This window comes from Sphingomonas sp. LM7 (assembly GCF_002002925.1).
Classification (GTDB): domain Bacteria; phylum Pseudomonadota; class Alphaproteobacteria; order Sphingomonadales; family Sphingomonadaceae; genus Sphingomonas.
The window spans coordinates 3,665,213-3,678,056 of the sequence record NZ_CP019511.1; the positions used below are offsets into that span (position 1 = coordinate 3,665,213).

A 12,844-nucleotide genomic window follows, 5' to 3' on the forward strand; every position below is an offset into this window, starting at 1 on the left:
GCGAAACTCCGCTCCCTGCAGGGGAGGGGGCGTCAGAGATTTATCCCTTCGCCTGGACCGGGCACTCGCCGACCCGGCTCCCCGTCGAGCGCATCTTGACCAGCGAATAGCCCGGCCGCCCGGCCACCCCGGTCGTGTTCTGCGTAGTCACGTCGAACCCGGTCGCGCCGGTGGTGCCGGCGATCTCGATCGTCGTCACCGGCGCGTTGGGCTTGCTGCACTGGATTCGCGCATCGACCTTCCCGCCCTTGGCGACATAGCGGATGAAGGTGCATTCGCCCGCCGCCTTCTCCAGTCTGTCGATGTCGAAGGGCTTCAATTGCTCGGCGGTGCGGCACTCGGTTGCGTCGCGCTCCAGCCCCTTGGCGATCTCCAGCTGCCGCGCATTGTCTGCGCCCGGCCCGACATCGACTGCGTCGATGGTCAGCGTCGCCTTCCACAGCCCCGGCTGGACCGCGGTCTTGGCCGATGCCGCCTTGATCAGCCCGGTGACCTCGTCGGTCTTGGCATTGGTGACGTCGATCTCGCCGGTCTCCGCCGCATGCTTCTCCGCAGCGGACTGGCACCCCGCCAGCGCAAGGGCAGTGGCTGCGAGGACGATGGTGGCGCGCATGTCGAGATTCCCTTCGGTTCTGCCGGTCTCAAAAGCCGAATTGACGGCGGATGGCAATCCGGACGGGATTACAGACCGGAAGGAGCAGGAGCGCGACCGTAGCGGGCATCCCTTTCCCTCTCCCCTTTTGGGCGGGTCAGGTCGGTCATTCCCCCGGCATGGCCTGAACAGCGCGGGGCGCTCTTTACTTGATGCGGGAGGGAGCCGACGAAGTCGGCGGAAGGCTGCGCATCACGGCGGCCCGTTCGCCGCTCACGCCACGCTCTCCTGCTTGACCCTGGCCAACCCCGTCAGTCCCTCCGCGTCGAAGGCATCCACCAATTCACCGGACATGAAGAGTATGTCAGTGATATGCCTGTCACGCCATAGATGCGCGCCTCCGACCTGACGCTCACTGATGACGCGCCGCGAAGGCTGGTCGAGATCATATCCCGGCGGCACCAACCCGGGCTTGCGCCGCGCCACATCCCTTGCGGGTCGCCAAAAGGAAGGCGACAACAGCATGTTGGTATGCTCGCGATCCACCGTATCCAGGCGACGGCATACGAACACGACGAACATGTCGGCGACTTTCGCACCCTTCCTGTCCACGAAATCGACGGGTTCGAACTGATGAATGCCGGGCTCGAAGCGTTCGATCAGATCCCGTGCGCGTGCGCTGGCATATTTCAATGCGCCATCGGTATCGAAGTCGACCAGGTGCCGGGCATCGGCGATCCGAACGACCTTCGGTAGCCCGTCCGCGTCAACACGAAAGCCACTGGCATAGGCTTCGCCGACCGGGCCGATGGCAGGCGCCATAGTCTCCGCAAAGTCGGCGAATCGGATATTGCGGAAGTGAAAACCGGCCGGTTCGATCACATCGATCGAGACGTTGACACCGATCTCCGGCTTATCCGGGCCGCCATTAATACCATAGATCATTCTATCCCTCCGGAGCCGCAAAGTCCCAGCGCCCATTCCGCGCGAGTCAACCTGATCAGGCCGGTGTCATCCATGTGGCAATTTTCGCTGCGAACTGGGGTTCATCCTGTTACCCTGAGCGCCCTTGCTCATGAGTAAATTACTTTGGGTGGTTTCCGGGTTTACGACTTCAATGGCAGTTATCCGCTACTTCCCGATGTTGCGGATGCTCCCGGGAGCTCTGGTAAAATAGGATTTGATCTGCTTTTGTTCTGTTGATGGGCAAGCGCCAAAATCCCCTTTCGCTCCGCTGCGTCGCCTCAGTGTCGCGTTCCGGTCGCGCCAGTGTCGCGAAGCTGGCGCGTCTTCGGCGCGTGGCAGGCGCGAACCTGTCGTGCAGGTGTCGCGTGTCCGTCGCGTGCCAGGCGCGCCGCTGCCGCATAGGTGTCGCGTCGCAGGCGCGTTCCCAGCGCGAACCCGCCGCTTCCGGCGAAAACCTGTTTTCCGTCAACTTCGTCAACTTGACCGTCAACCGCCCGCCTGATTGCACCCCCCGATAAAGGCCCCATATCCCCGTCATGGTCATTCAGATTCGCACGACTCTCGACGAGCCCGATACCGGGCAGAGCTTCGTCCCGCATCGCCCGAACCGCCCTGAGAAGAGCGAGGGCGGCAGGGCGTTCAAGCTGGTCAGCGAGTATCAGCCCTCGGGCGACCAGCGCTTCGCGATCCCCGAACTGGTCGAGCAGGCGCGCAATGGCGAGCGCGACCAGGTGCTGCTCGGGGTCACCGGATCGGGCAAGACCTATACGATGGCCAAGGTGATCGAGGAGCTTCAGCGCCCCGCGCTGATCCTCGCCCCCAACAAGATCCTCGCCGCGCAGCTCTATGGCGAGTTCAAGAGCTTCTTCCCCGACAACGCAGTCGAATATTTCGTCAGCTACTACGATTACTACCAGCCCGAGGCGTATGTCGCCCGCTCGGACACGTATATCGAGAAAGAAAGCTCGGTGAACGAGGCGATCGACCGGATGCGGCATTCCGCCACCCGGTCGCTGCTCGAGCGCGATGACGTCATCATCGTCGCCTCGGTGTCGTGCCTCTACGGCATCGGCTCGGTCGAGACCTACAGCGCGATGATCTTCGACCTCAAAAAGGGCCAGGTCGTCGATCAGCGCGAAATCATCCGCAAACTCGTCGCGCTCCAGTACAGGCGCAACGACCAGGCCTTCGCGCGCGGCAATTTCCGGGTGCGCGGCGACAGCCTCGAAATCTTCCCGTCGCACTATGAGGACACCGCCTGGCGCATCTCCTTCTTCGGCGACGATATCGAGGAGATCACCGAGTTCGATCCGCTGACCGGCAGCAAGGTCGCGAACCTCGATTATGTCCGCGTCTATGCCAATTCGCACCACGTCACGCCGGGGCCGACGCTCAAGCAGGCGATGGAGGCGATCAAGCACGAGCTCGCCGAGCGGCTCAAAGAACTGGAGGCCGAGGGCAAGCTGCTCGAACACCAGCGGCTCGAACAGCGCACCAATTTCGATCTGGAGATGATCGCCGCGACGGGGTCGTGCGCGGGCATCGAGAATTACAGCCGCTTCCTCACGGGGCGCATGCCCGGCGAGCCGCCGCCCACCTTGTTCGAATATCTGCCCGAGAACGCGCTGCTGTTCGTCGATGAGAGCCATCAGACGATCGGCCAGATCAACGGCATGTCGCGCGGCGACCATCGCCGGAAGATCACGCTCGCCGAATATGGCTTCCGTCTGCCCTCGGCGATCGACAATCGTCCGCTACGCTTCAACGAATGGGACGCGATGCGCCCGCAGACCACCTATGTCTCGGCGACGCCGGGCGGGTGGGAGATGGAGCAATCCGGCGGCGTGTTCGTCGAGCAGGTCATCCGGCCCACCGGGCTGATCGACCCGCCGGTCGAGATCAAGCCGGTCGAGGAGCAGGTCCAGGATCTGATCGTCGAGTGTCGCAAGACCACCGAGCTGGGCTATCGCACCCTGGTGACGACGCTCACCAAGCGGATGGCCGAGGATCTGACCGAGTACATGCACGAAGCGGGCATCAAGGTCCGCTACATGCATTCGGACACCGAGACGCTGGAACGCATCGAGCTGATCCGCGATCTCCGCATGGGCGTGTACGACGTGCTGATCGGCATCAACCTGCTGCGCGAGGGGCTCGACATCCCCGAGTGCGGGCTGGTCGCGATCCTCGACGCCGACAAGGAAGGCTTCCTGCGCTCGGAGACCTCGCTGATCCAGACCATCGGCCGCGCCGCGCGCAATGTCGATGGGCGGGTGATCCTCTATGCCGACCGGATCACCGGCAGCATGGAGCGCGCGCTCGCTGAGACCGGCCGCCGCCGCGAGAAGCAGCACGCGTACAATATCGAGCACGGCATCACGCCAGAGACGATCAAGCGCAACATCGGCGACATCATCGCACACGTCTCGAACAAGGACGGCGTGACGGTCGAGATCGATGGCGATCGCCCGCACATGGTCGGCCACAATCTGCGCGGCTATATCGAGGAGCTCGAAAAGAAGATGCGCGATGCCGCGGCCAATCTCGAATTCGAGGAAGCCGGCCGGCTGCGCGACGAGATCCGCGGGCTCGAGGCCGAGGAGCTGGGGCTGCCGCCGAGCGAGCACAAGGCGCCGATCATGGGACGTAGCAACGAAGGCAAGGCCGGCACGCGCAAGACGCGGTACGGCAAGCAGACCAAGACCCGGTTCGGCGGATCGCGGTCGCGATGATAACGGGCAGGATTACGGAAGCATAACGAATGGACATGCCCCGATAACCATTGCGGGCCGGGAACTATACGGACTTATCCGTCTGTGAATGCTGTGCTCTTGGCTCGCTCCACATCAGGGGGAGACAGTCGACGTGATTCCGGAGTTTTGCGCAGAACATCGAGCCTTGGAGGCTCAGGCCGCATCTCTCCTTGCGATCGTCTCGGCGCCGGTGCCCGATGCTGCGGCGGTTGCTGCGCTGCGCTGGCAATTGGCGCAGTCGCTGCTCGATCATTGCCAGCGCGAGGATTGGCTGATCTATGATCGACTGTTGTCGTCGGGCGATGCGATCGCCACCAACATCGCCTGGCGCTATCGCCAGGACCACGGGCTGATCGGGCCAGCCTTCGCCAATTATATCGCGGCCTGGCCGGTCGGGCGGATCAACCGCGACTGGGTGCGCTTCCGCACCGAGACCGAGGCGCTGCTCGCCGGGCTGGCGCAGCGCATCGAGCGCGAGGAGCAGGTGCTCTACACCCATGTGGAGCGCATCCTGGCGCGCCACCGGTCGGTCGCCTGATGCGGCGATCCGCGGTTGAGACGGCGGGGGACTTCGCCCATAAGGCGCCCATGCGCCGTTCCTCCGTGTTCGCCAGCGTGTCCGTGGGCGCTTTGTTGCTCGCCGGCTGCGTCGCTCCCAGCCAGCCCGAGCCGCGCCCTGCGCCGCCCGCGCCGATACCTGTGGCTCCGCCCCCGTCGACCCGGCCACCCCCACCCCCGGCCAGCGCCGACTGGCGCGACTGGCCGCTCACTTCCGGCACCTGGCGCTATACCCCGTCCCGGTCAGGAATCAGCAGCGCGACGTTCGGCAGCGCCGGTCCGGATTTCCTCTTCCGAATCCGCTGCGATGCCCCGCAGCGGCGCATCTCGCTGGAGCGTGCGGGCGCGCTCGGCGGGCGAAACATGACGATCCGAACCACCAGTACCGCACGAACCCTGCCGACGACTGGGCCGCAGGAGGCGGCGCTGCCTGCAACCGACACCCTGCTCGATGCGATCGGCTACAGCCGAGGCCGATTCATCGTCGAAAGCGCAGGTACACCGCCGCTGGTGATCCCGGCCTGGTCGGAGGTTCAGCGCGTAGTGGAGGATTGCCGCGGCTGAGTCGGTTTTGCGACGCGCATGCGGCGAACCACAGACCTTTGAGAATCGCACCATCTTTTATGTAAAACAAGACTTGTTCTGCGACTCGCGATGATTCAAGTTTCGCTCGTGGCCGCAAGTCACGCTCGTTCTTCAACTAGCGAAAGGAGGTGATCCGATGTCTCATGGTTCAGCAATGGGGTCGGTTCAGTTCGTTCGGGAGACGCGCCGCTGAGATGAAGGCGCGGGCGGAAGTCCTCCGTCCGTTGGGTGTGCGGGAGGTATTCTCCTCCAGTCAACGCCCACCAGCCTTCACGAAGCGGCCCGCATGGTCTCCCGGGTTGGAACGCTCCGACCGCTGACCATGTCGGAGGTCGCCGGGTCCCTGATGGGATCCGGCGGCCTCTTTCATTTTGGGGAAGAAACGCGGCTGCCGCTATCCGTCTTTGCAGCAGCCAGATAGGATCAGGACTGCGCCGCCATCGCTGTAGCAGCGGCGCGTTCGGTAAAGGCAGGATCGGCTAGCGCCGCCTGCGCCTGGGCCCGTGCCTCGGGCTTGCGGTTCAGATCGGCATAAACCTGGGCCAAATGCCAGCGCAGCCCGGCATGGCGCGGCGCAAGCACCACGGCCTTTTGCAATAACTCCACTGCGGCCTGCGCATCGCCATTGCGGTAAAGCGCCCAGCCATAGGCGTCGGCGACGACGGGGTTGGCCGGCGCGAGCGCATAGGCAGCCTCGCCAAAATCCTCCGCCGCCTCGAATTCCTCCGCGCCCGAATATGCCAGAGCGAGATCCGCATTGAGCGCGGCGTCACCGTCGCCGATGCGCCCGCGCAGCAATTCGAGTGTATCGATGGCCGCCTCATAGTCGCCGGCCGCGAGCTGCCAGCGGCCCGAAACGCGCAGCGCTGTGGCGTTCACCGGGTTCTGCGACAGGAACAGCGCAAGCACATTGGCGGCGTCGGGGCGGTGGTTGGCATATTCAAGTGCTTCGACCAGTCGCAGCATAGCGGATTCGTCGAAACGCATGGCGGCGGCGCGACGATAGGCGTCTGCGGCGTCCGCGGGGCGGTTCATCAGCATCAGCGTGTCGCCGACGAGCAAGTGCGCCGCAGGCACGCCGGGATTGCGCGTGGCGACGTCCTGCGCCTTTGCGAGCGCCCCCGCCTTGTCGCCCTGACCGATCAGCGCGCGGATCAGCGGGATCAGCGCAGTGGGGTCGCCGGGACGCTGCGCCGCGTCGGCCGCGAGAACGCCGGTGCTGTCGTCGGCGGCGAAAACGCCGGCATCGCCGCGCGTCGGCCAGGCGGCGCGATCGAGCAGCTGCGCCGCGGCGGTGCGATCGCCGATCCGCTCGAAGCCGCGTGCGGCCAGCGTCAGCGAATAGCTATCCGCATCGCTGCGCGCGATCACCGGACGCAACAGGTCGATCGCGTTGCGCGCGCTATCGGTGCGCAGCAATGCGACTGCGAGCAGCCGCCGGGCCGTGATGTTCATCGGCTGATTGGCGACGAGCGGCTTCAGTTTCTCCATTGCCTGTTCGTAGTCGGCCGCTTCGATGTCGAGCGCGCCGCCGAGCAGCAGCCCTGCGGGGACCGAGCGGATGCCGCCGCCCGCGCGCTCGATCAGTCCGCGCGCCAGATCGCCGTTGCCGGCACGCGCGGCGATCACCGCCTGCAGATACAATGCCTGGGCGCTCCCGGGCCGCGCAGCCAGTGCACGCCGCGTCGCCGCCAGCGAGTCGCGCGTGCGGCCGGCATCGCCCAGCGTCGCGGCATATTCGATCAGCGCCTCATGATCGTTCGGATCGCGCTTGAGCGCTGCCTCGAACCAGGGAAGCGCGGCGATCAGCCCGAACTGGCTGCGGACCATCTCGCCGCGCAGCACCAGCGCATCGGTGTTGCCGGCGTCGAGCTTGACCGCCTGTTCGGAAGCCTGGATCGCGCCGCGCACGTCGCCGGCGGTGAGCTTCAGCCGGGCGAGATCGGTCCACGCCGCGGCGTCGCGCGGCGCGGCGCGTACGGCCTGGTCGATCGCCGCAAAGGCATCGGGCAGCTTGCCGAGCGCCGCCAGCGCGCGGGCGCGGACGCGAGAGGCATAGACTCGCGATTGCGGATCGGCCTTGCCGGCCTCGGCGATCGCCTTTTCTTCCTGGCCCTGGAGCAGTAGCGCATGGGCGCGCAGGTGGGCGACCTGCTTCGTCTTGTAACCGGCATCGACAGCACGCTTCAGCTCGGCTTCCGCCCCGACGCCGTCGTCGAGCGCGAGCATAGCTCGCGATAGTGTCAGGTGCGCCTGGGCATTGCCGGGATCGGCGCGAACCGCGGCAAGCGCCTGTTCGCTTGCGGCACTGGCGTTGCCCGCGTCGAGCAGCTTGCCGCTACGCTCGACCCCCTGCTGTGCAGCGGCGGGATCGAGCCGGGCCGGCGCGAGCGTGAACCATGCCGCAAGCACCAGCGCGAACGCGCCGATCGCGGCGCCGATCACGATCAGGCGACGGAGCCCTGGCTTGCGCCGGACGGTGCGGGAGCGCTTACGGCTGGAGGTCATAGGCCTTCATCAGATCATAGAGGGTGGGGCGGCTGATCCCGAGCAACCGGGCGGTGCCCGAGATATTGCCCTCGGCGCGGGCGAGCGCGTGGCGGATCGCCTTGCGATCGGCCAATTCGCGTGCGGCCTTGAGATTGATCGGAATGGGATCGGCCTTGTCCGCAAGGTCGAGATCAGCGGCAGTGACCATCTTGCCTTCGGCCATGATCGCAGCGCGCTTCACGCGGTTCTCCAGCTCGCGGACATTGCCCGGCCAGCTCCATGCGTCGATTGCGGCGAGCGCATCGGGAGCGAAGCTCTTCGCCCCGGTCTGCATCGTCGCAGCGTATTTGGTGAGGAAATGGCGCGCGAGCAGCCCCGCGTCGCCCGGACGTTCTGCGAGCGAAGGGATGCGGATCACGATCTCGGCGAGACGGTAATAGAGGTCCTCGCGGAAACGCCCTTCGGCGACCATCGCGTCGAGATCCTGATGCGTCGCGCAGACCACGCGGGTGTCCACGGCGATCGGCTTGCGGCTGCCGATCCGCTCGATCATGCGCTCCTGGAGAAAGCGGAGCAATTTGACCTGGAGGGGTAGCGGGACGTCGCCGATTTCGTCGAGGAACAGCGTGCCGCCCTGGGCGAGCTCGATCTTGCCCTCGGTGGTCTTGACCGCACCGGTGAACGCGCCCTTTTCGTGTCCGAACAACTCGCTTTCGAGCAGCGTCTCGGGGATCGCCGCGCAATTGATTGCGACGAACGCGCCCTTCTTGCGCGGGCTCGATTCATGAACGCCGCGGGCGAGCAGTTCCTTGCCCGTGCCGCTTGCGCCCAGCAGCATCACCGATACGTCGGCACCGGCGACCCGCTCGATCGTGCGGGTAACCTTGAGCATTTCAGGCGCGCCGGTGATCATCCCGCCAAGCACCGCGCCCGCTTCGGCGCGGTCGGCGAGGCGACGGTTCTCGGCTTCGAGCGCATGGACGTGGAATGCGCGCGCGACGATCAGACCCAGCGCGTCGATGTCGATTGGCTTCTGGTAGAAATCCCATGCGCCAAGCGCGATCGCCCTGAGCATCGATTCGTGCGCGCCGTGGCCCGAGGCGACGATCACCTTGGTGTCGGGGCGGAGCTGGAGGATCGTCTCCAGCGTCGCGAAGCCTTCGGTCGTGCCGTCGGGATCGGGCGGCAGGCCGAGATCGAGCGTAACGACCTGCGGCTCCTCGGCGCGGATGACGGCGATCGCCTCGTCGCGATTGGCCGCGGTATGGATCTCATACCCCTCATAGGCCCAGCGCAACTGGCGCTGCAGCCCGGCATCGTCTTCGACGATCAGCAGCTTCTTCATATCGGTCATGCGGCGCGCTCCCGGCGCAAGTCGGCGGCGTGCGCGGCCTTGAGAATCACGCGGAAGCGCGTGCCCTGACCCTCGCGCGAGGTTAATTCGATACGCCCGTCCATCGCCGCGGCGAGCTCGCGTGCTTCGAACGCGCCGATGCCGAAGCCGCCCGGCTTGGACGAGACGAAGGGCTTGAACAGTTTCTCGCGAACGAACGCCGGCGACATGCCGCAGCCCTGATCGACTACGTCAATCGTCACCTGAAGCCCGTCGGCGCCGATCGCGATCGCGATCGGCGCATCGGTTGCGCTGGCATCGATCGCGTTCTGGACGAGATGGCCGAGCAACTGTTCTAGCCCGGCCGGATCGGCGTGCGCGATCGCATTGGACGCACCGGTTATGCTGATCGCATGCTGGCGCGTTCGGGCGGTGGTCACACGCTGGATGACATGCCGGACCTCGAGTGCCTGGGGCGCCTCGCTGCGCCCGCGATGATGCTGCGACAGGCGCGCGAGCAACGCGTTCATCCGCTCAGCCGAATCCTGGAGCGTGGCGATCATATCGGCACGAAACTCTGGCTTGTCGGCATGGCGCTCGGCATTGCGCGCGGTGAGCGTCAGCTGGCTGACCAGGTTCTTGATGTCGTGAAGGATGAACGCGAAGCGACGGTTGAACTCGTCGAAGCGCTGGGCTTCGGCGAGCGCTTCCTGTGCGCGCGCCTCAGCAAGATAGCTCGCGACTTGGCGGCCGGCGACCTTGAGCAGGTCGAAATCCTCCCAGTCGAGCGCGCGGTCCAGCAACGGGCGGGCGAGCAGGATCGCACCGGCGAGACTGCCCATATGCGGCAACGGCACGAGCACCCAGGCATCGGCGGTGTCGAGCATCCATCGGGGCACCGGCGCGGCATCGGCGCAGCCGGAATCTTTCCGCACGCCATCCAGCTCGATGATCCGGCCAGTGGCGGCAAGATGCTCGGCAAGCAGGGATTCGCTGGCGATCGGCAGCCGGCTACGGTCCCAGTTCCAACTGGCGCCGGCTTCGAGACCGGCGCCGTCGGGCACCAGCAACAGGCCCGCGGGCGATTCGGTCAGGTCGGCTATTGCCTTGACGATGCGTTCGTCGAGCGGCGTGGCGCCGTCGGGCGCGCCCAGCGTTTCGGTGAACCGCATCCACTCGGCACGATAATCATAGCGGTGGCGGAAGAAATGCTTGGCCAGCTTGACCTTGGCCCAGGCGCGCAGCCATCCGTTCGAGACGAGCGTGAGGATCGCCGCGGTCGATCCGAGGACGAACGCGGTCTGGAATACGCGCGCATTGTCGCCGCCGATCGTGGCGATCGCGCTGGTGGCGAGCGCGAGCAACGCGAAATAGGCGCCGATCGCGACCAACGACAACGACTGGTAGGCCACTGCTCGCGAGACCTGGACGTTGAGTTCGCCCTTGCGCTGGAGTGCGGTCACCATGGCGAGCGCGACCGCGATCATCGCCACGCCGCGCGCTGCAATCGAGGGCAAATGCGGCTGGGCGCCGAGATATTCGGTGCAATACAGCGCGAACTCGGCGATCCACAGCCCCGCCAGCGCCGTCACGATCCAGCGCAGGCCGCCTCCCGCGGCGGGATTGAGCGCCGAATGGAGTGCCTGCATCAGCACCAATGCGGCAACTGCGGCGAGCATGCGGAGCAGCAGCACTGCGCTCTCGATCGGCTCGGCGGCGTCGGGAGCGCCAACGCTCGCGGTGATGTGAAGGACCAGCGCGGCGAGGCTGACGAGCGCGACTACGCCATAGACCGTGCCCAGCGCGAGCGGCGGGCGATCATTGGCGTCGCGCCGGTGCAGCGTGACCATGAACCCCAGCCAGGCGAGGTTGCGCAGCGTCTCGAACACCCGCGTCACCATCTCGCCGCCGCCGATCCCCGCGACTGCCAATGCCCAGAGCGCGGTCAGGCCCAGCGCCAGCGCCAGCGGCCGGCGCGGCAGGCCGATTGCAGTAGCCCGTATCGTCCAGAAGGTGAGGCCGCCGAACAGCAACGCGGCAAGCGCGTGGCTCCACAGGACCAGCGTTTGCGTCATCAACGCGCGCCTTCGGGGAACAGCACGACACGGATCGTCTGGAGCAGGATCAGCAAGTCGAGGAACGGCGAGTAGTTCTTGGCGTAGAACAAGTCGTATTCGAGCTTCTGGCGCGAATCCTCGATCGATGCGCCATAGGGGTAGTTGATCTGCGCCCAGCCGGTGATGCCAGGTTTCACCATGTGGCGTTCGGCATAATAAGGCAGCTTCTGTTCGAGATCCTCGACGAATTGCGGGCGCTCGGGGCGCGGGCCGACGAAGCTCATTTCGCCCTTCAGGACGCTCCAGCATTGCGGCAGCTCGTCGATGCGCAGCTTGCGGATGATCCGGCCGATGCGCGTGATCCGCGGATCATCGAGCTCGGCCCAGACCGCCTTGCCGCCGACTTCGGCGTCAAGGCGCATCGAGCGCAGCTTGATGACGTCGAACCCGACGCCATAGAGGCCGACGCGACGCTGGCGATAAAAGGCCGGGCCCTTGCTTTCCAGCTTGATCGCCGCCGCAGTGGCCAGCACGAGCGGCAGCGTCAGGACGAGCAATATCAGGCTCGCCGCAATATCGAACACGCGCTTGAAGGCGCTTGAGATCATGCGTCCCGACGAGAAGCCGTCGGAGAAGATCAGCCAGCTCGGATTGACGCTGTCGAGATCGACGCGGCCTGTCTCGCGCTCGAGGAAGGTGGAGATTTCGTTGACATGGACGCCGGTGGTCTTGACGCGCAGCAGGTCCTTGAGCGGCAGCGCGTTGCGGCGTTCCTCGAGCGCGAGCACGACTTCGCTGGCGTTAAGCAGCACGACATGGTCGGCGAGATTGTAGATGGCGTCGCGCGCGATCGCTTCGGGGATCACGCGATTGGCTTCGTTCATCGAGACATAGCCGACCACTGCGAACCCGGCCCCGGGCGCCTTGGAAAGCGTCTTGAGGCGTGCCGCGCGAGGGCCCGCGCCAAGCACGACGATGCGCCGCTTGAACGCCTGGCTGCCCAGTGCCTTGCCGAGCAGGATGCGCAGGAAGATCAGCAGCGCGACCGAGACGCCCATCGCGTAGAGCAGATTGGAGCGCCAGAAGCTGATCTCGGGGATCAGGAAATAGAGGACGCTCAGCCCGATCACGCCGAGCGAGACCGCGACGATCAGCCGGGCCATGGCATAGCGCAACGACTGCAGAGCGTCGGCGCCATAGACGCCCACGGCGATCATCGCGACTTCGATGAAGGCGGCATAGCTGAGCAGCTGGGGAATGCGGTCCGCCATCGGAGTCGGGCCCATGCCGACCTGGTGCGCGCGCAGGAGCCAGCCGAGCTCGCCTGCTGCCACCAGCAGGACGATGTCCAGCAGGCCGAGCAGCAGCACGGCATTCGGCACGTAATGCTTGAACAGGCGGATCATGGTGACCCAGCATTATCGGTTAAGTGTAAACAAATCCGACATCCGGTTTGCCTGGGCAATAAACCCGCGCATGCCGGAAACCGTTTCGGCGTCACACCGTTTAA

The 12,844-nt window shown here is 65.6% G+C and carries 9 protein-coding genes; 3 read left to right on the forward strand and 6 right to left on the reverse strand.

The genetic code is table 11. The features are described from left to right. Positions 1-40: 40 nt before the first annotated feature. The gene (locus tag BXU08_RS17065; protein WP_077511142.1) at positions 41-613 is read right to left on the reverse strand and encodes a DUF3617 family protein; all 573 of its coding nucleotides are present in this window, start codon (positions 611-613) and stop codon (positions 41-43) included. 252 nt (positions 614-865) lie between these two features. Next, positions 866-1,537, reverse strand: coding sequence for an imm11 family protein (locus BXU08_RS17070; protein WP_077511143.1), 672 nt, complete (start codon positions 1,535-1,537; stop codon positions 866-868). Positions 1,538-2,094: 557 nt separating this feature from the next. Between BXU08_RS17070 and uvrB the strand changes: the two genes are divergently transcribed. The 3 genes from uvrB to BXU08_RS20400 all read left to right on the forward strand — a co-directional run bounded on the left by uvrB (position 2,095) and on the right by BXU08_RS20400 (position 5,433). Beyond that, a complete protein-coding gene (uvrB, locus tag BXU08_RS17075; RefSeq protein WP_077511144.1) occupies positions 2,095-4,290 on the forward strand; it encodes an excinuclease ABC subunit UvrB in 2,196 nt (731 codons plus the stop codon). Positions 4,291-4,378: 88 nt separating this feature from the next. After that, positions 4,379-4,849, forward strand: coding sequence for a hemerythrin domain-containing protein (locus BXU08_RS17080; RefSeq protein WP_077511145.1), 471 nt, complete (start codon positions 4,379-4,381; stop codon positions 4,847-4,849). A 383-nt stretch (positions 4,850-5,232) separates the two neighbouring features. Further along, positions 5,233-5,433, forward strand: coding sequence for a hypothetical protein (locus tag BXU08_RS20400; RefSeq protein WP_253190412.1), 201 nt, complete (start codon positions 5,233-5,235; stop codon positions 5,431-5,433). 444 nt (positions 5,434-5,877) lie between these two features. Here BXU08_RS20400 and BXU08_RS17090 read toward each other — a convergent pair whose 3' ends face one another. From BXU08_RS17090 to BXU08_RS17105, 4 genes are read right to left on the reverse strand one after another with little or no spacing between them, the layout of a single operon-like run. Beyond that, a complete protein-coding gene (locus BXU08_RS17090; RefSeq protein WP_077511147.1) occupies positions 5,878-7,962 on the reverse strand; it encodes a tetratricopeptide repeat protein in 2,085 nt (694 codons plus the stop codon). Then, positions 7,946-9,298: a PEP-CTERM-box response regulator transcription factor gene (gene prsR, locus BXU08_RS17095; protein WP_077511148.1), complete on the reverse strand. Its 1,353-nt coding sequence runs from the start codon at positions 9,296-9,298 to the stop codon at positions 7,946-7,948. Before prsR ends, BXU08_RS17090 begins: the two co-directional genes overlap by 17 nt. After that, positions 9,295-11,352 (reverse strand): XrtA/PEP-CTERM system histidine kinase PrsK, encoded by a 2,058-nt coding sequence (prsK, locus tag BXU08_RS17100; protein ID WP_077511149.1) that lies wholly within the window; start codon positions 11,350-11,352, stop codon positions 9,295-9,297. Before prsK ends, prsR begins: the two co-directional genes overlap by 4 nt. Continuing rightward, positions 11,352-12,740 carry a TIGR03013 family XrtA/PEP-CTERM system glycosyltransferase gene (locus BXU08_RS17105; RefSeq protein WP_077511150.1) on the reverse strand — a complete coding sequence of 463 codons (1,389 nt, stop codon included), beginning with the start codon at positions 12,738-12,740 and terminating at the stop codon, positions 11,352-11,354. Before BXU08_RS17105 ends, prsK begins: the two co-directional genes overlap by 1 nt. Positions 12,741-12,844: the final 104 nt, after the last annotated feature.